General features: G+C 47.8%; 24 protein-coding genes. 7 read left to right on the forward strand and 17 right to left on the reverse strand.

Annotated features, from left to right (window positions below):
- Position 1 precedes the first annotated feature (1 nt).
- From thiL to HFN16_RS16190, 5 genes are all read left to right on the forward strand, one after another.
- Positions 2 to 952 (forward strand): thiamine-phosphate kinase, encoded by a 951-nt coding sequence (thiL, locus tag HFN16_RS16170; RefSeq protein ID WP_168891737.1) that lies wholly within the window; start codon positions 2 to 4, stop codon positions 950 to 952.
- Positions 953 to 960: 8 nt separating this feature from the next.
- A complete protein-coding gene (gene tsaA, locus HFN16_RS16175) occupies positions 961 to 1374 on the forward strand; it encodes a tRNA (N6-threonylcarbamoyladenosine(37)-N6)-methyltransferase TrmO (protein WP_168891738.1) in 414 nt (137 codons plus the stop codon).
- Positions 1375 to 1504: 130 nt separating this feature from the next.
- Positions 1505 to 2233 (forward strand): alpha/beta hydrolase, encoded by a 729-nt coding sequence (locus HFN16_RS16180; RefSeq protein ID WP_247648364.1) that lies wholly within the window; start codon positions 1505 to 1507, stop codon positions 2231 to 2233.
- A gap of 26 nt (positions 2234 to 2259) precedes the next feature.
- Positions 2260 to 2832 (forward strand): chalcone isomerase family protein, encoded by a 573-nt coding sequence (locus HFN16_RS16185; protein ID WP_168891739.1) that lies wholly within the window; start codon positions 2260 to 2262, stop codon positions 2830 to 2832.
- 12 nt (positions 2833 to 2844) lie between these two features.
- Complete coding sequence (locus HFN16_RS16190) at positions 2845 to 3552, forward strand: SIMPL domain-containing protein (protein WP_168891740.1); 708 nt, start codon at positions 2845 to 2847, stop codon at positions 3550 to 3552.
- Positions 3553 to 3635: 83 nt separating this feature from the next.
- Here the strand turns inward: HFN16_RS16190 and HFN16_RS16195 are convergent, their stop codons facing one another.
- The 10 genes from HFN16_RS16195 to HFN16_RS16240 form a co-directional block, all read right to left on the reverse strand.
- The gene (locus tag HFN16_RS16195) at positions 3636 to 4208 is read right to left on the reverse strand and encodes a DUF5698 domain-containing protein (RefSeq protein WP_168891741.1); all 573 of its coding nucleotides are present in this window, start codon (positions 4206 to 4208) and stop codon (positions 3636 to 3638) included.
- 193 nt (positions 4209 to 4401) lie between these two features.
- The gene (ilvC, locus tag HFN16_RS16200; protein WP_168891742.1) at positions 4402 to 5391 is read right to left on the reverse strand and encodes a ketol-acid reductoisomerase; all 990 of its coding nucleotides are present in this window, start codon (positions 5389 to 5391) and stop codon (positions 4402 to 4404) included.
- 120 nt (positions 5392 to 5511) lie between these two features.
- The gene (gene ilvN, locus HFN16_RS16205; protein ID WP_168891743.1) at positions 5512 to 6009 is read right to left on the reverse strand and encodes an acetolactate synthase small subunit; all 498 of its coding nucleotides are present in this window, start codon (positions 6007 to 6009) and stop codon (positions 5512 to 5514) included.
- 6 nt (positions 6010 to 6015) lie between these two features.
- Positions 6016 to 7707, reverse strand: a complete 1692-nt coding sequence (gene ilvB / locus HFN16_RS16210) for a biosynthetic-type acetolactate synthase large subunit (RefSeq protein WP_168891744.1) — start codon at positions 7705 to 7707, stop codon at positions 6016 to 6018.
- Positions 7708 to 7709: 2 nt separating this feature from the next.
- Complete coding sequence (locus HFN16_RS16215) at positions 7710 to 7937, reverse strand: DUF465 domain-containing protein (protein ID WP_168891745.1); 228 nt, start codon at positions 7935 to 7937, stop codon at positions 7710 to 7712.
- A 160-nt stretch (positions 7938 to 8097) separates the two neighbouring features.
- Positions 8098 to 8601 carry a DivIVA domain-containing protein gene (locus HFN16_RS16220; protein ID WP_168891746.1) on the reverse strand — a complete coding sequence of 168 codons (504 nt, stop codon included), beginning with the start codon at positions 8599 to 8601 and terminating at the stop codon, positions 8098 to 8100.
- A gap of 44 nt (positions 8602 to 8645) precedes the next feature.
- Positions 8646 to 8954, reverse strand: coding sequence for a YggT family protein (locus HFN16_RS16225; RefSeq protein ID WP_168891747.1), 309 nt, complete (start codon positions 8952 to 8954; stop codon positions 8646 to 8648).
- Between the two features lie 88 nt (positions 8955 to 9042).
- Positions 9043 to 9723 (reverse strand): HAD family hydrolase, encoded by a 681-nt coding sequence (locus tag HFN16_RS16230; RefSeq protein ID WP_168891748.1) that lies wholly within the window; start codon positions 9721 to 9723, stop codon positions 9043 to 9045.
- Positions 9724 to 9740: 17 nt separating this feature from the next.
- A complete protein-coding gene (locus HFN16_RS16235; protein ID WP_168891749.1) occupies positions 9741 to 10541 on the reverse strand; it encodes a hypothetical protein in 801 nt (266 codons plus the stop codon).
- Positions 10542 to 10562: 21 nt separating this feature from the next.
- On the reverse strand, positions 10563 to 10931 hold the full coding sequence (locus HFN16_RS16240) for a hypothetical protein (protein WP_168891750.1): 369 nt from the start codon (positions 10929 to 10931) through the stop codon (positions 10563 to 10565).
- Between the two features lie 232 nt (positions 10932 to 11163).
- Here HFN16_RS16240 and HFN16_RS16245 point away from each other — a divergent pair, with 232 nt between their 5' ends.
- Complete coding sequence (locus HFN16_RS16245; protein WP_168891751.1) at positions 11164 to 11355, forward strand: twin-arginine translocase TatA/TatE family subunit; 192 nt, start codon at positions 11164 to 11166, stop codon at positions 11353 to 11355.
- 102 nt (positions 11356 to 11457) lie between these two features.
- On the opposite strand, the gene pgsA is transcribed toward HFN16_RS16245, so the two are convergent.
- Genes pgsA through HFN16_RS16260 form a run of 3 tightly spaced genes read right to left on the reverse strand, consistent with a single transcriptional unit; the run spans position 11458 to position 13904 of the window.
- Positions 11458 to 12027 (reverse strand): CDP-diacylglycerol--glycerol-3-phosphate 3-phosphatidyltransferase, encoded by a 570-nt coding sequence (gene pgsA, locus HFN16_RS16250; protein ID WP_168891752.1) that lies wholly within the window; start codon positions 12025 to 12027, stop codon positions 11458 to 11460.
- A gap of 9 nt (positions 12028 to 12036) precedes the next feature.
- Positions 12037 to 12954, reverse strand: coding sequence for a hypothetical protein (locus HFN16_RS16255; protein ID WP_168891753.1), 918 nt, complete (start codon positions 12952 to 12954; stop codon positions 12037 to 12039).
- 2 nt (positions 12955 to 12956) lie between these two features.
- Positions 12957 to 13904 (reverse strand): hypothetical protein, encoded by a 948-nt coding sequence (locus HFN16_RS16260; protein ID WP_168891754.1) that lies wholly within the window; start codon positions 13902 to 13904, stop codon positions 12957 to 12959.
- 189 nt (positions 13905 to 14093) lie between these two features.
- Here HFN16_RS16260 and HFN16_RS16265 point away from each other — a divergent pair, with 189 nt between their 5' ends.
- Entirely contained in the window at positions 14094 to 14549 is a 456-nt protein-coding gene (locus HFN16_RS16265; RefSeq protein WP_247648365.1) for a histidine phosphatase family protein, read from the forward strand.
- On the opposite strand, the gene miaA is transcribed toward HFN16_RS16265, so the two are convergent.
- From miaA to HFN16_RS16285, 4 genes are read right to left on the reverse strand one after another with little or no spacing between them, the layout of a single operon-like run.
- On the reverse strand, positions 14546 to 15478 hold the full coding sequence (gene miaA, locus HFN16_RS16270) for a tRNA (adenosine(37)-N6)-dimethylallyltransferase MiaA (RefSeq protein WP_168891756.1): 933 nt from the start codon (positions 15476 to 15478) through the stop codon (positions 14546 to 14548). The two genes, HFN16_RS16265 and miaA, sit on opposite strands and share 4 nt — an antisense overlap.
- A 3-nt stretch (positions 15479 to 15481) precedes the next feature.
- A complete protein-coding gene (gene coaD / locus HFN16_RS16275) occupies positions 15482 to 16003 on the reverse strand; it encodes a pantetheine-phosphate adenylyltransferase (RefSeq protein ID WP_168891757.1) in 522 nt (173 codons plus the stop codon).
- Complete coding sequence (gene rsmD / locus HFN16_RS16280) at positions 15991 to 16551, reverse strand: 16S rRNA (guanine(966)-N(2))-methyltransferase RsmD (RefSeq protein ID WP_168891758.1); 561 nt, start codon at positions 16549 to 16551, stop codon at positions 15991 to 15993. Before rsmD ends, coaD begins: the two co-directional genes overlap by 13 nt.
- A gap of 3 nt (positions 16552 to 16554) precedes the next feature.
- Positions 16555 to 18162, reverse strand: a complete 1608-nt coding sequence (locus tag HFN16_RS16285) for an MBL fold metallo-hydrolase (protein ID WP_168891759.1) — start codon at positions 18160 to 18162, stop codon at positions 16555 to 16557.
- Between the last annotated feature and the right edge of the window lie 197 nt (positions 18163 to 18359).

The raw sequence follows: 18359 nt of genomic DNA on the forward strand, positions 1-18359 counted from the left end.
CATGAAAAGCGAAGAACATTTTCTCAAACTGCTCGACACCTATTTTCCCCGAGATCACGAATTCCTCAAACTGGGACGCGGCGACGACTGCGCAGTGCTGGCCGGAGGTAAGGACTACTGCGTGTCCTCGGACATATTCCTTGAAGACGTCCACTTTCGCCGCTCCTACTTCTCTGCCGCTGACATTGGCTACAAAGCGCTAGCAGTGAACATTAGTGACATCGCTGGCATGGGGGCCAAGCCTGTGGCCTTCACCATGGACCTGATGGCCCCGTCAGAACTGGACGACAACTTCTGGAATGATTTCCTCAAGTCCATGAGCATGCTGGCCCGCCAGAACGATATTGTACTGGCGGGTGGAGACCTGTCCCGTGCAGACAAACTCGGCATATCCATCTCCATCTTCGGTGTGGCAGGCGGCTCTGGCAATTTCATCCGCCGCAACAACTGCGCCCCCGAAGATATCATTTTCACAGTTGGTGACCTAGGCCTCGCCCGCGCAGGCCTCATGACCCTAGAAGCGCTAGGCGACAAAGGACGGGAGGCCTTCCCTGCGGCAGTCAATGCACACCTCCGCCCCAAACCCAAAGTCATGATTGGCACCCTTCTCAATGCTGCAGGCATTAACTCTCTTATGGACGTATCCGACGGCCTCGCTCGGGATTTACCCCGCCTAATCGGCCCAAATTTGGGAGCGGACATCAGACTTGTCGGCGAACAACTCAATGGCAATGTACTAGCATTTGCCATGGGCGTTGGAACAGATCCCATAGAAGTTGCCATGCTCGGCGGTGAAGATTACGCTTTGCTCGGCACGACTTCTCCAGACAACCTCGATAAGGTGAAAAGCATCCCTGGCCTGACAGTCATAGGCAAAGTCACCGACTCTCCTGATTTGCTGGTAAATGGTGAGCCTTTCAAGGTACAGGGATTTGATCATTTCGACCATTAGGAGGCCTCATGGACAGAGAGCTGGTTACAATCGGCTATATACACTCATCAATCAAAGACTTGGAAAATGCTCCCAAAATGGAGGATGAACCAGGTGCAGTTCGCGCAACTATTGAACTAGATCCTACTTATATTGCGGGACTTGAGGCCATGGAAGTTGGGGCAGATCTGGAAATATTCACATGGTTCCACAAAGCAGACCGAAGCGTGTTGAATGTCCACCCTCGTGGCGATAAATCGCGCCCACGTCGTGGCGTTTTTTCCACGCGCTCCCCTTTCCGTCCTAACCCTATTGGCCTCCACCGGGTAACCCTGGTTGCCATAAACGGAGCCCGGTTAACAGTTGAACCGCTAGAAGCTATTGATGGCACTCCGGTCATCGACATCAAGTCCAAACCCAAGCCTCCAGCACAACGTGATTAATGATTTTCAAGCTGTCGAGACCAAGAACGACAATCATGTAGGCGGATGGGTCACAACATCTGACTCCACTCGTCTATGGATTGACGTACAAGGTCGTGGCCGCCCCATCCTGTTCGTTCATGGATGGACCATGAGTTCAGAGTTCTGGCGTCGCCAAATCCCCCTTGCCGCCACCCACCAAATAATCACGATGGATCTCCGAGGCCATGGAAGGTCGCAATCTGTCATGCGCGGTTTATCTCTACCCCGCAACGCACGAGATATACACGATATTATCCGTGCTCTTGGACTAGACAACGTCACCCTCATCGGCTGGTCCATGGGTGGAGCGATAGCCATGGATTACTGGAAACAATTCGGGAATGAGCGTCTTGCTGGAATAGGTTTTATAGAAACAGCTCCAGCTCCCATGTCTAGCGAAGCATGGAATACTCATCGATGCCGTGCTCACAACATCGATGCCATGAACGACGACATGGACTTTCTCGAGAATAATCAACAAATCTATGGTGCCCAGTTTGTCCACACCATGTTTCTATCTGGAGAAGCCCCACCTCACGCTCACCAGTGGATGCTTTCGGAACATTTGAAGACATCACCCCATACGGCTCGGACAGTATTTGAAGACTACATGAGCCGCGACTACACTCACATGCTTCCAACTATCACACTACCTACTTTGGTTATGTATGGACGTTCAAAAAATATGTGTTACGGTCCATCCACTGGTCGATTTGTAGCCGGAAGCATTCCCGGTTCCCAACTCGTCATCCTAGAGCGTAGCGGACATTTGCCATTTTATGAAGAAGCTGATCTATTCAATCATGAGTTGACCAATTTTATTACTCAACTAGCCTGATATGACCAAATCATGGAGAGGAAAATATGTACAAGATTTTTGCCGTATTTGCTGCAATCCTCATCACCCTAGTCATTCTTGCTCCCCAACCATCTACCGCTGCAGAAAAGGCAGGGGGCATATTGGTTGATTCACAGATGGTTGACGACCAGCAGCTTGTGCTCAATGGTCTTGCTCTACGCGAAAAATTCGTCTTCGACGTCTACGTGGCAGCCCTATATCTTCCTAAGAAAACATCTGATCCAAAAACAATTCTGGCAGACGATACCCCTCGCATGATGACTATGCATTTTCTAAGGAATGTGGACGCAAAAGCCATCAACGAGGCCTGGCTAGAGGGTTTAAACGACAATACTCCAAACGCAACTCAAGAACTTAAAGCAAAGTTCGAACAACTCGCTGACATGATGGTTGATATGAAGAAAGATGACGTGATGGGATTTACATACTCCCCTACCTCTGGCACAGCCATCATGGTCGCAGGCCAACCCAAAGGCGGTATCCCTGGCAAAGATTTCGCTGATGCCATTCTAGCGACATGGATCGGCCCCAACCCTGGTCCCGGTACTAAGTTCAAACAAGCAATCCTTGGCAATTAAAGGGGATTAACCATGGACAATAGACTTTCGTTCCCAGCTCTTACTGGCGTTCTTTTAGCTGCTGGCATCGTGCTCGGCTGCTGGATTCTTGGCAATGCTCTCGTCAATTTTAAAGCGATGGATCGCTATGTCACGGTTAAAGGTCTTGCTGAACGCGAAGTCAAAGCAAACCTCGCAATGTGGCCCATTAGCTACAGCGCAAGTGCTGATACCCTTCCCGATGTTGATGCTCAATTAAAATCAGCCCGAAAGATAATCATGCGATTCCTTGAAGACCAGGGACTTGCCAACGCCGAGATTCTCGACGCAGCACCGCGTATACAAGACAATCAGTCTAACAACTACAACCAACGCCCCAGCCTGCGCTACACTGCTCAAGCCATTCTCTCCGTCCGTTCTGAAGACATCACCACTATTAAAAGAGCCATGTCGAAGGCGGGTGACCTTGTGTCACGCGGAGTACTTCTCTCCCCAAATTATGAGTTTCGACCAACTTTCGCATTCACAGGTCTTAATGAAATAAAACCAGAGATGATCGCAGAAGCCACACGCAACGCACGTAACGCAGCAAAACAATTCGCTAATGACTCAGGGTCCAAAGTTGGTGGTATTCGCCGTGCTACGCAAGGGTATTTTAGCCTTCAGGACCGCGATCAATACACCCCTGAAATCAAAAAGGTACGAGTCGTCACTACTGTTGATTACTTTTTGAAAGATTAATCCTAGAAGAATCATATTCCTATAAAACAAGAGGCCCACAGCATTCGCAGTGGGCCTCTTGTTTTTCAAGAATTATTAACCGATTATATTTGAGGTACGATACGCTTTATCGGACGCATAAGTTTAGTTATACGGCTCTCATACGGGCTGCGAATTTCACTCGCACCACCAGCGGTTTCAAATGTATAAAACAAATTAGGATCAATTTCACGTGCCGTTGCCAGCACATGCTTCATATCAGTTCGTTTGCAAACAACAAACTGAACTGTCACCGGACCATCTGATCCTTCACCGGCAACCGTTGTAATCATGAACCCGCTCTCCCTAACTGCTTGAGCAATGTCATGCCCGTGCCATGCGCTTATTATTCGGATTACGACATTTCCAAGTGCAAGTTTCTTTTCAGCCAATATGCCCACAACATTACCAGTAGCAAACCCTACAGCATAACAAACACCAAGAAAAGGTTCCTCTCCGACCTTCATCATCACTGCAGTCGTGCCAAAAATCCATAGAGTCATCTCAAGACAACCAAGAAAAAATGCTGCTTTAGACTCACCCAGCACTGTAACCATGGTCCTGACGGTTCCAAGTGTCAGCACCGCGACTTCAGCAAAAAAGATAAGCACCCCAAGAAACAGTATATCCATAGACATGACTAAACCTCTTAATCAAAAAATCGAGAGGGGGATTTATAGATCATTTATTACTGAGTCAAGTAATTATTTTGCAACAAACTCGAATAAAACGGCCGTCTATGCTGCACTCTTTCTTCAAACCATCTTAAACAACAAAAGGTCCGATTCGGCGGATGCCGAACCGGACCTTTATGTATACGACTAAATGAGCTTACTTGTTGAGCCAGCTCATCATTTCGCGCAGACGACCGCCAACTTCCTCAATCTGGGCCTCAGAACCGATGCGACGCATGGTCTTGAGATGCACCTGACCGGCCTGGTTATCCAGAATAAAGTCGCGAGCGAACTTGCCCTGCTGAATGTCCTTCAGGACATCGCGCATTGCCTGACGAGTCTCATCGGTGATGATGCGGGGACCGGTGACGTAATCACCAAACTCAGCAGTGTCAGAAATGGAGTAACGCATCTTAGCCATACCGCCCTCATACATGAGGTCGATGATCAGCTTGAGTTCATGCAAGCACTCGAAGTAGGCAACTTCGGGCTGATAACCAGCTTCTACGAGAGTATCGAAGCCAGCCTTGCAGAGCTCAGTCAGGCCGCCACAAAGAACAGCCTGCTCACCGAAAAGGTCAGTCTCAGTCTCTTCTTTAAAGGTGGTCTCGATAACACCAGAACGGGTACCACCGATACCCTTGGCGTATGCAAGAGCGATGTCCATGGCTTTACCGGATGCATCAGTAGCTACAGCGGCGAGACAAGGAACTGCGCCACCTTCAGTGTAGGTACGGCGAACAAGATGACCGGGGCCCTTCGGGGCGATCATCACGCAGTCAACACCTGCAGGCGGAACAATCTGCTGGAAATGCACGTTGAAACCATGACCGAAAGCGATGACGTTACCTTCCTCCAAGTAAGGAAGAATGTCATTCTTGAAGACTTCGGCCTGGTACTGATCGGGCAGCAGGATCATGATCATATCAGCCTGCTTGGCAGCATCGGCCACAGCCATAGGCTCAAAGCCATGCTCTTTGGCCAGATCGTAGTTAGGCCCACCGGGGCGCTGCGCCACGATTACGTTGATGCCGGAGTCGCGAAGATTCTGAGCGTGAGCGTGCCCCTGGCTGCCGTAACCAACGACTGCCACGGTTTTATCTTTCAACAAGCTCAAATCCGCATCATTTTCATAATACACTTTCATGGGGTTTCTCTCCTCATATGTTTAGCCACGTTGGGCCGCAATTTCCTGAATTATATAAACATGCGCAAAAGCCGGGCGAAGGGACTAATCCCTTGGCCCGGTGCATCGCCTGGTTGCGAATTATAGGTCGATTTGCATGGAACGCTGCATGGCAACGTATCCGGTGCGAGCAATCTCCTTGATGCCAAAACGGGTCAGTAAATTGACCAACGCCGAGATCTTACCCTCGTCGCCAGTGACCTCAATAGTCACTTCGTCGGGGCTGACATCTACAACCTTACACCTGAAGATGTCAACAATGCGGAGAATCTCAGCGCGTTTGGAATCCTCTGCATTGACCTTGAGCAAGACCATCTCTCGCTCCACAGACTTCAATTCAGTGAGATCCTTGACTTTAATGGTAGGCACCAGTTTGCGCAGTTGTTTGACAATTTGCTCAATGATGTTGTCATCGCCCTCGGCTACAATGGTCATAAGGGAAACCCCCTTCTCCAGAGTTGGGGCAACATTCAAAGAATAGATGTTAAATCCACGTCCACTGAACAGACCTGCCACACGTGAAAGGACACCGGGCTCGTTTTCAACCATCACGGAAAGTGTGTGTTTACTCATTATCATTCTCTCCTAAACGAGCAGCATCTCAGTCAGCGAAGCCCCTGCCGGAACCATCGGATACACGTTCTCTTCCTTCTCAACCCGAATATCGACAATACACGGCTTATCACTAGCAAAGGCTTCGCGAAGCGTAGATTCAACTTTATCCTTCTCCGTGCAACGATAGCCTTCAGCCCCGTAGGCTTCAGCCAACTTCACGAAATCGGGCTGAGCGTCCATGCAAGTCTCGCAGTAGTTCTTTTCATAGAAAAGCTCCTGCCACTGACGAACCATGCCGAGATAACCGTTGTTAAGAATGACAATCTTCACAGGGAGCTTGTTACACACCACAGTCATCATTTCCTGGATACACATTTGGATGGAGCCATCACCCGCAATGTCAATGACAAGCTTGTCCGGAAAGGCTTTCTGAGCACCCATGGCGGCAGGAAAACCGTACCCCATAGTGCCTAGGCCCCCAGACGTCAGCAGCGTATTGGGCTTGGTGTACTTATAGAACTGGGCCGCCCACATTTGGTTCTGGCCCACTTCAGTGGCGATAATAGCATCACCCTTTGTTATTTCGTAAATTTTCTCCACAACGTACTGTGGTTTAATAACCTTGTCGTCGCTATTGTAAGTCAACGGATGGGTTTCATTCCATTCTTTTACCTTACGCACCCAACCTGCGGTATGCTTAGTCCAATCGAAATCATCCATGGTGGGTTTGACTTCCTTGACTAAAGCAGACAAGGCTGACTTACAGTCCGCAACCAACGGAACGTCAACAGACACATTCTTCTGGATAGAAGTAGGATCTACATCAATATGAACGATGGTTGCGTTGGGCGCAAAAGTATCAATCTTGCCAGTCACACGATCGTCAAAACGAGCGCCAACAGCCAGCAACAAATCACAATGTGCGACCGCCATATTAGCAGCATAAGTCCCGTGCATGCCAAGCATGCCAAGAAACTTATCATCGTCACCGGGATAAGCTCCCAACCCCATAAGAGTCGAGGTAACAGGAATATTCAAATTCTGCCCAAGCCAAGTAAGCTCTTCGTGGGAACCAGAGGTGACCACGCCGCCACCAGTGTAAAATAAAGGTTTCTTAGCTTTCTTGAGCAGCTTGACCACCTTACGAATCTGACCGACATGCGGCTTCTTGGTAGGTTTATAGCTACGCATTTCTACGGTTTCCGGATAATCAAACTCGAAAACCTGATTCTGCACATCCTTGGGCAGGTCCACCAGAACAGGGCCGGGACGGCCAGTGCGGGCCAGATAGAAAGCCTGCTTGACCGTCTCGGCAAGATCCTTAATGTCCTGCACCAGGTAATTGTGCTTAGTGCACGGCCTGGTAATGCCGACTATGTCGACTTCTTGAAACGCGTCATTGCCGATGAGCGGACGAGGTACCTGCCCAGTGAAAATGACCACCGGAATGGAATCCGCATAAGCCGTGGCAATACCGGTTACAGTGTTGGTGGCACCGGGGCCGGAGGTGACTAGGCATACTCCTACCCTACCCGTTGCGCGGGCATATCCGTCTGCAGCATGAATAGCACCCTGTTCATGACGTACTAGTATATGCTCTACAGAAGAGTTGGGTATCTCGTCATAGATGTCTATTACGGCTCCACCTGGGAAACCGAACATCACATCAACTCCTTCCTCTTCCAGACACTTCAGGAGTATCTGGGCCCCGGTCAATTTCATAATTAAGCCTCCGTGCGGTATTTATCGAGCAGGGTCTGCAATTGAGTCTTGCCTGCTAACTTTTTCTTCTTGAGTTCTTTGACTTCCTGAGTCTCTGTGGGAGACAGATACGACTTGGATTCGAGCTTTTCCAACATCTTTTCGTATACTACATGTTGATCCCACAGAGCCTTAAGTTCGGCGTCTTCACCCTCGTACTTGGTAATGAGTTCAAGGTCTTTGGATTCCATGTACCGCTCCTTTGTTCAGTTATGCGGACAACCGATCTCCGACTAATACGCGGAAATCCGATTCGACCGCGTTTTCGTGTCAGGCGCTCTCTTTGGTTATTCACCCTGCTTAGAGCACAGTCTGACTTTATTACCTTTAGCAGCAATGAAAGGACTATAATTAATCAACTTTCTTCAAATATTTGAGTTTGGACTCCAGCTCTTCGGCGATTTCTTTTTCTGGATCAGGCGTCTCCAACAACTCAAGGTGAGTCTTGATCAATCCTTTGAGCTGTACTTCGAACCGAGTACGCTGCCGTTTTAAATCTTCAATCTCTTCGTGAAGCTGGGCCAATCGATTATGACCTTTTTGAACAGTTTCGTCCGCCTTGGTCCGCGCCTCATCAATAATCAACTGAGCTTCTTTACTGGCAGTAACCTTGAGATCGTCCACCATCTTCTGGGTAGACATCAGTGTGTCGCGTAAGGTTTCGTCACGTTGACGATACTCCTTCACCGACTGCTCCAATTGTTTGATTTTCTTTTTAAGCCCCTTTTGAACATCTGCTGCGTTTCCTAACACTTCAGCCAACTCCAGCAAAAACTGGTCAACCTCCATGCGGGAATACCCAAACATACGACGAGAGAACTGTTTATTAAGAAGATCAATCTTGGAAACGGTCATACGGTCCTCCTTTTGGAAGTACCAGCAATCAGCCTCAGAGGCTGCTACATTGGCATGCCTCCGCCCAAAGAATAGGCGAGGCGCATGAGATTCCCGACAACTACAATCTCACACACCTTAATGGCCAGAATGACCACTATGGGCGAGAGATCAAAGCCGCCAACTACAGCAAAGGGAATAATAGAGCGAATCTTATAGAAAACCGGCTCCGTTACACCACGCAGAAAACGCACGATGGGATTATACGGATCAGGATTCACCCAGGAAAGCAACGCGGATATGATAACGATCCAAAAATAGGCGTTGAGAACGATGCCAAGAACAGTTGCGATAGCGCGGACAATCAAGTCCATGAAGCCTCCAGATTGCAGCGAGTTATTAAATCGCTGCCGATAATATCAATGATAGTAAACTGGCACACGAAAGTGCAATAATCAAGTCTTAATACAGGCAAGAACCACCTTTATAACATTGCTGCATGGCGGCCTTGATTTCCCAAAAATCTTCTATATGAACATCAGCCATCAAAGACTGATCCTGATAAGCCCAGAAACGAACCCCCGAAGCTTGCGCCGTCCTCTCGTCCACCTTAGAATCACCAATGTAAGCGATCTCATGAGGCAACAATCCATGGGCCTGCATAATCATATGCATACCTTCAGGATGAGGCTTAGGACGAACGACTTTGGCCGACGTGATCACTGGGTAGAAGAAACCCTCTAAATCCATTATTTTGAGTATAAAATCTATCGTATCTGCCCGACTGGTATTCACTGCTAAGCTAAACCCAGCTCCTCGGAGCCAAGACAAGAACTCTCTTACACCATCAGATCGTTGAAGATATTGGACCAATGAAGAGGAATCAAAATCCCTTGTCTTCTGCCATGCTTCGTCCAATTTTCCTTCTGGAACAATGTGCTCAATGGCATGACGATGAGTGTGCATATGCACGTAATAGAGTTCCGCTGGAGTAAGTGGAGGCAGTCCAAGCTGCTCCTTAATAATTCCGTAATATTGCTTATTGGCCTCCAGCGAATCGATGAGTACGCCATCACAGTCAAAGACCACACACTTGACGCCCTCAAGATACCCACGGTTCATAAGCGGATTAGCAATTACCACTAGTCTATCTCCAAGTATTATCGAATGATGGCAACGGTTACTTCCATCAAAGCCTGCGGCATACCGACTGGCTCCTTACGTCGACCAGCAAACTTCCATGCAGGCAAGGTGGCGACCATCGCCCCTTTCGGCAATCCCATCTCATTCACTTCAGGGGAAAATGCAATATCCATATCTTCCCAAGCTGCAATAATATCTTCTTCTGCACACAGAAGTACTGCACCAGCAGGGATGAATGCCGGAAGAGCTTCAATGATTCGCTTCCATGGCAGCGGCACAAACTGTTCATCCGAAACACCTCCAGTATGACTTTCACGATTCCCTAAATCAAGGACACGCTCGTCAATTCGGTCACCGTCATCCACGCCTAGAGTTTTATCCATGGACTTCCAAGAGTCTTTCACGCCCTGTTCAATAGATCTCAGTTCGATCATCTTTTCCTCAAAGAACCAGGCCAACAACAGCACAAACTGAGCTCGCGCCGCAGCTTCCTTTTTCTCCCTTTCCTCCTTGCCCCCCATTCCATCATCAAACTGACGAGTTAGCTGGGCCTGGATAGACATAGAAGAACCTTCATAAAAGTCATCACTGGTCACAGCACCGAAGTACGCCATCTCGCTAGGATCCTTAAACTGTTCGCCAAAGTTGATACAGTCGTTGATCAAGGCACGCGCAGTCTTAGCGTCCAAGGGCAACCCTTCAGGACGAAACATGTTTTCGCCTGAATCTTCGTTTAAACCCGGATCAAAAAAAAGCACATCACCTGCCACTTCAGCTGAAACCAATTCTGAATGCATGTATGGAAAAGACAAGAACATAGGAAAACTCCTTATATCGAATCAATCTTCATCGACTAGAAAGAAATGGCGACAACGTCCCTCACACTGGGGCAAGGCCAATAGACACAGACCGTCATACACTTGAGCACAAGCAGGAGCTTCACCTCCCGCAAATTCATACTTCTCGCAATCAAAAGCCTGACGTGCCATTCTTTCGAACTTACGTCCCCACAAGTCAGGAACAGCGTCCTGCTCGATATTGAATGCATCAGCCCTTTCCAGGAACTCGTCAAAAGCGATTTCCCAGCGCAAGAGCACTCGACATCTAAATCCTTCAGCATAGCCGGGATTCAGATGCTCATCATATAAACAGCGCTTATTGATATGATGTCGGCAACCATCACCCGGAAGCCGTTTGACATCGGACATTTTCTTCTCTCTAGACATTGGTGCAAAAAACAGGACACAGCCTGTCCCAACACCAGTTCGTGTCGTTTAAAACGTGTAAAGCCCTGAAGAGCAATTGTAAAGGCCATGCACCTTATTTCACATTGCTTTTTCTCCTATTGAAAAAGATGCATCTTCTTGACCTCGTTTGGACGCGGGTGTATAGCCTCAGTCAACTCACAATCTGAAGACTTTTACTTTTTTGGAGGCATATATGATTGGCGGATTCGGCGTATGGGAACTTCTGATTATTCTCGTGATCGTTCTGGTCATTTTTGGCGCCAAGAAGCTCCCCGAAATAGGAGGCGGCATCGGCCAGGCAATCAGCAACTTCAAACGCGCTACAAATGAACCTGAAGAAATCGATGTCACCCCCAAGGAAAAGAAAGAGAACAAAGAAGACTAGTTCCTAGTTCCTAGTTCGTATAAGAAAAGCCCGGCTGCATATGCAGTCGGGCTTTTTTAATTGAAATAGATAACGACGACGCTCAATCTCAATGAAAGAGATTCAACACTCACTTGATTCTTCAGCAAATAATTCAAATCCACGCTTAACATAGGCAATACCTGACCACGCTGTTGCAACAGCAGTCACCCAAATAATGACACTGAGGGTAAAAGCCATTTCAATCCTGAATGTTCGGCTCAGCATTACCAAAATAACCAAAAGAATCTGAGCTGTAGTGGTAAATTTGCTTATCCAAATAGGTTTGATTCGCGACCGAACATCTACACCCCAAAAATTCAAGACAGCTAAACCGCCAATAATGATTGCATCCCGACTGACTACGAGGACTGTGAACCAGTCAGGTATCCACCCCTTGGCGGCTAGACAAATAAATGAAGTAACAAGAAGAGCTTTGTCTGCAAGTGGATCAAGCATAGCACCAAGCTGAGTGCGCTGATTCCAAATCCTGGCGAGAAAACCATCAAGAGCATCAGTTAGACCGGCAATAGCGAACAGGATCCAAGCAAGATTAAAGTTCTCACTCGTATAGGCCATAACAAAGACCGGAGTCAAAAGAATCCGGATAATCGTAAGTATATTTGGAACTGTCCAGATCGCGTCTCGGCCCACTAACCCCTCCTACTCCTCTGCATCCTCCGCAAGCTGATAAGTCAGACCACGCTGAGGTAGATAAGAGCGCAACAACATATCCAACCGCTCTCCACTAATAAGGCGCATTTCCCAAGCACCACCGACGCCAGTAGGCTGCATATCTAGCTCAACCAGCTTGACTTCCTGTACTGCAGACTCCCAAGATTGAAGCACCCTGTCGAACTCCAGTACGCCATCAGGTGAGAACCAACCTGAGATGGTCAGCTTGCGCACACCCGCACGAATCTGCTCTGCCTGTTCCTGAGAGAAATAACGTTTCCAAAGCCCAAACCACACCTCAGCCAAGTCCTTGTTCACAGACAACCACTCTTGATTGTCCGTCTCCAAGCGTCCTTTGAAAGAATTTTCAGGTCCGGCTTCCAGCTTAAAGGCAGGATATGCCTCAGGGGTGTTTTGAATACCGGTCAAAATCATAAGACTATGCAACTTGCTCATTGCTTCCTCGCCCCATGTCTCGGACCAATCTTCGGGCCATATCACTGAAGCACTGAGAGGCTCTACGGAAGTGACAAACAGTCCCATTCCCTTAAGCCCAGTGCGCAATGAACGCCGATTAACCTTGACTTCAAGATCAAGAATAATGCCCTCTTCAATATCCTGAACAGATAAAATTTTATACCCCTGAATATATGGCTTTGCATGTTTTTGCATGTACTCTTTGAAGGCCTCAGCTCGAAGCTCTTTCAGAGGGGCAGGGAGCATCACATTGGCCTCTTCCAGCACAGCGGAGGCAAATCCTTCAGCCATGGCTTTATTCCGCAGAGCCATAGGAGAAAGGTCCTCATGTTTAGGCATGAAAACCTGGACCTTCCCAGCAATAGCAGAATTAGCGACAAAACAGGCAATCGCTAGTGCCAATAATATAGTATATCTAAACTTACGCATAGTTATTGATCCTTGGCAGGCAAATCAGCTTGAACGGAACCGACACCTCCTGCCTCTTCAACCTTATCTCTTTCATCTTCCGGAACGGAAATTACGACTACGACGCTACACTTCTCACTGAGCTCGGGTGTTCGCATGATGGCGCGCACCAAATTAGCCATGGGGGTCGTAATAAGTATATCAGTACGCCAAGAACCATAAGCACTAACAGCACGAACAGTCAGAGGGTTAGCACCTACACGCTCGCGCAATAAAGCCGGATCAGCCGCAGTAGCGTATGCAACCACTCCTTTCTCTACTGCGTTGGCGCGGCTCACCTGAAATGCACCATACGCACCCACGCCATCCTGCCCATACACAACAGGAACCAGAGCAGGTGTCACCTTCATACCACGGGCATCAATTATCACACCCGTATAAGAACTACCCGACCCGGCCTTTTCAGGCACAGCTCCCTGATACCCCATGCTTTGTTCCATGGAGGTCGAAAGTTTGGGAGGAATTCCACTCTGAAACTGTATGGTGGTCGGCAAAACAAGCTCTGCGAGTTTACCCCGAAAGTGTTCGGATACGCGGACTTCCCCCTCCTCGCCAAAAACATTAGGCCGCTCAAGGGGAGAGTTTTGAACAGCACCTCGAACCCGTGCCGCCAAATCCGCATCCTCAGAAAGATATGCTGATACGGTACGCTTGGCGTCAATACGCACAGACATAATAATATCAAGCAACTGTTTACGAGCGCTGGAAGTAGCTTTACGCACGGCCAAAGGACTTAGCGAACTATCCCCTCCAATTTGTGTAGCCAGGACACGGGGGACAACTATTTCACCAGTTCCCCAAGACAACGTTGCATTCTGGGAATAAGATTGGACATAGCCTTCAAACGGTAGCGCAACACCGGGAAAAACAAATAAAATCAAGGCGCTAAATAAAACTATTCTCAAAGACATGGGGGAGATATATCCTTAATGATCACTTGTGTTCAACAATGGTTCTGCAAAACTCGTAGGCATGTATCGCGCTTGCGCTTTTTCCGCAAGCCGCTTGCCGCACTCTTAGGCTAGTGATAACGTCAAATCTTACTCATACCAAGATCGGAGCAATATATGCTTATACACCTTATGCAACACGGCTCATGCATGCCTAAAGAACTCGATGAGCACCAGCCTTTAAGTCCTATGGGCCGTGAGCAAATCACAAAATCAGCCAAGGCAGCTCAAATACTTGGGCTACGCTTTGAACTAATCGTTGCCAGTCGCAAAGCGCGCTCAATACAAACGGCCGAAATCATGGCAGAATATACAGGCTACCCTATCTCAAAGATAGAATTATCGGATACTGTTAAAGCGATGTCTCGCCCTGAAGAAACAATTAATTTTATTAAAGAATACCAAGGCCTTGATTCCATATTAATTACCGGACACCTTCCTTCACTGGCAAAAGTGTCATCCGCACTGCTCACCGGCAATCAATATCTGGAAATCAACATTGAAAATGGAGGACTAATGCAAATCAACGTTATGCTCCCTAAGTCTAAAGGAGCATTAAACTGGTATCTGAGTCCCGTTCATTTGGCGCAAATCGCCAATAGTTAAGCGACATATTCTTTCAACCACTCATCAACAAGGTTAGCCACGGCCTCATTGTCACCAGGCTTAAACCAGTGAATATCTGTCTCTTTTTTGAACCAAGTAATTTGTCTTTTGGCATAGGCGCGAGTGTTCTTAACCCACCTTGCACGAGCTTCATCCAACGAGACTTCATCTTGCAAATAGGCTAGCAGCTCGGCACACCCAATTCCGGACCAGCCAGGAGCTTCAGGATCAGCATTCTTATTCATGGCAGCTTTCGCCTCATCGAGAGCACCTAACTCCAACATTACACCAATCCGTTTTGCCAGATGAGGCTCCAACTCATTGAGCTCAATCTGCATTCCTACTTTGAGTGCAGCATAGGGAGCGGGCTTATGATCCCCGTGAGTGTGCCACCAAGTCATGTTTTTCCCGGTAGCAATAAACACTTCTGCGGCACGAGCATTGCGTTGTGTATCGTTAGGATGAATCTTTGCCGCATAGTCGGGATCGGTCTCTGTAAGCTCAGCATGGAGCTTTTGTGGCCCTACTTTTCTAACCCGATCCAACACTTCGGTGCGAACGGCTTCGGGGATGTCAGGGATGGGAGCAATACCGGTAAGCAAGGACTTCAAATACATACCGGTACCACCAACAAGTATTGGCAACCGCCCTTCAGCTCTCACTTCTTCGATTTTTTCTATTGCAAGTTCAACAAAGCGAGCCGCCGTCATCTTCTCTTCGGTAGGTAGAAAACCGTAGAGCAAATGAGGACATGCAGACTGCTCTTCCGCATCAGGCTGAGCAGTAATGATTGGAAAGTCTTTGTAAACTTGGCGTGAGTCAAAATTAATGACACTTACAGGACGCCGTTCAGATACCGCAATGGCAGCAGCAGTCTTGCCTGTGCCGGTAGGGCCGAGCATGCAAACAATGGGCGGTGCTGATTTCACTGCCTAATCCTCTTTATCGCCACAACCAAATTTGGACCCATACTTGATCTGAAGAGCTTTAACCACCGGCCCTGGCACCAAGCCACAAACGTCACCGCTATAACGAGCGACTTCTTTAACAATAGTAGAACTTAGATACATCCACTTAAAGTCAGTCATCATAAACACTGTCTCGATATCGCGTTCCAATTTACGGTTCATCAAAGCCATCTGAAACTCATACTCGAAATCCGAAACAGCGCGCAAACCACGTACAATCACCCCAGCGCCTTTGCTCTCAACATAGTCGATAAGAAGATTGTTGAATGGTTCAATAATCAGGTTATCTTCGTCACGAAAGACTTCCTTGGCAAGATTAACTCGCTCTTCAATCGAAAACAGAGTGTTTTTAGGCGTACTTTCAGCCACAGCAAGAACTACTGTATCAAACACTTTTAGGCTTCGCCGAATCAATGACACGTGCCCCATGGTTAACGGATCAAAAGTACCGGGATACACCGCCATCTTCGGGTTTAATTCCGCCATAACAATATCCTTGTCTGACCGTATTCACGATCGGTAAGCAATTCCATCTCTGCAATAGGCCCTTCGTGGGGCGCCTCCACTGCGATCTCGACTTCCGCCAACACCAAGGCATCTTCTGCAATCCAACCATTCTTTATGGCCTTTTCCAGAGCGGGCACCAATAAATCCTTACCATATGGAGGGTCAATGAAAATCAGGTCAAAGGGTTTCTCAGGGGGCTTTCCAAGGACGGCGAACAGATCTTTGCTAATTACTCTGCAACGCCTTTTTTCTACACCCAAATCGTTAAGATTTTTACGAATCAACCCTGCGGCTTTATTGCTTTTCTCAACAAACCAAGCCTCCTGAGCGCCTCGACTCAAGCATTCGATTGCCAGACTACCACTCCCTGCGAACATATCCACCACACGGACATCGGCAAAGTTAACACCTCTCGCCATAAGCATGGAGAAGATGGATTCACGCACCTTCATGGTGGCCGGTCGATAGCCTGGCCCTTCACAAGTCTTGATGCTGCGCCCTTTGTACTGTCCGCTTACTATACGCATCAGCTACATCTCCGAGACGAGCTCGACAATATTTCGATTGATATCCAGCAACTTGTCGCGCAGGTCAGCCTGATCGACCCATGGACGATTCTCCACGTCCTTGATGCGTTTGCGAAGTTCTTCGTACAAATTCTCGGAATCACGCAAAAGGAATTCCCAATCAACATGAGGACGAGCCACAGCCATATCAACAACAGGTTGCAATTCCACTCCAGGTTCAAGTTCCAACTCTTCCATGTATTCTGGAATATGAACTTCAAAGCCGAAACGATCCGTAATGAGGTCGCCAAACTCTTTCTGAACCTCGGCTTCACCATGAACCAAGATGACCTTCACCGGCTTACCCTGCATGGAGCCTAACCAATCCATGAGCTCATCCTGACCAGCGTGCCCAGAAAATCCGTTGATGGTAAAAATCTTGGCATTGATAGCCACTTCTTCACCAAAGATCCTAATCTTCTTGGCGCCGTTTAATATCTTACGTCCAGGAGTACCAACCCCCTGCCAACCAACAAAGATTACACTGGCACCAGCTTTCCACAAATTATGGCGCAAATGATGTTTGATACGCCCAGCGTTGGCCATGCCACTTGCAGAAATGACAATTGCAGACCCTTTAGTCTCATTAATAGCTTGAGATTGTTCCCGTGACTCTGTGAAATGGAGATTGGGCAAATCCAAAGGATGATCACCATTTCGAATAAGCTCCTGCATTTTCTCATCATAAAACTCAGGATGCTTGCGAAAGATCTCCGTTGCACGAATAGCCAAAGGGCTATCCAGATAGACAGGCATGTCATCCGGCAGTTTACCCTGCTTCTTCAACAGGAAAAGTGAGTAAATGATCTGCTGGGAACGCTCTACAGCAAAGGCTGGAATGACTACCTTTTCTCCTCTTGCGTAACTGTAGCTGATTGCAGCCGCCAACTCCTCGAGACTACGTTCTTCCCCGGGATGATTACGGTTACCGTAGGTAGATTCCAAAAAGATATAATCGGCATGCTCAACGTCATCGGGATCTTCCACGATAAGCTGTTCCGGACGCCCTAAATCGCCAGAGAAAACAGCTCTAGTGGTCTTCCCTTCTTCAACATACTCAACCTCGATGAACGCAGACCCAAGAATATGCCCCGCATTTTTATATGTAATTTTAATACCAGGCGCAGGTTCAAAGACTTTGTCGTAATCGACTGTTGCCAAAAGCGGCACAGTATTCTCAGCATCAGAAATAGAGTAAAGAGAACGCACAAGCTGCACGCCTGTACGCTGACGCTTTCTATTGGCCCACTCTGCTTCCATCTCTTGGATATGAGCAGAGTCAAGCAACATAATCTCCATGAGGTCACGAGTCGGTGCCGTGCAATATATTGGATTCTTATATCCCTTGGAAACCAAAGCTGGCAGTAAACCACTATGATCAATGTGAGCGTGAGTAACTAAAATAAATTCAAGATTCTTAGCATCGTACTCATCAAAATTCCAATTTCTCTTTTCAATTTCCGGATTACCTTGGTGCAAGCCGCAATCGATGGCAAAACGCTTACCACCACATTCAATAATATAACAGGAACCACTGACGGTTCGGGCAGCGCCCATGAATGTAATTTTCATCGAGGACCCTCATGCAATTCCCCTTATGGAAAAGAGGCGTAATAATCCGCTTCCGAAAGGGAAAAAATCGGTGTATTAAGAAAGTTACAGTGGATGAAGAACATCTTCCTCCGCCTCGGACTACATGCCTCATAAACGAAAATCAGGCAACCCGTTACGTTCGAACACGACAAATCAATGACATACAATAAAGGAGC

It is taken from the genome of Pseudodesulfovibrio sp. zrk46 (genome assembly GCF_012516435.1).
Taxonomy (GTDB): Bacteria; Desulfobacterota; Desulfovibrionia; order Desulfovibrionales; family Desulfovibrionaceae; genus Pseudodesulfovibrio.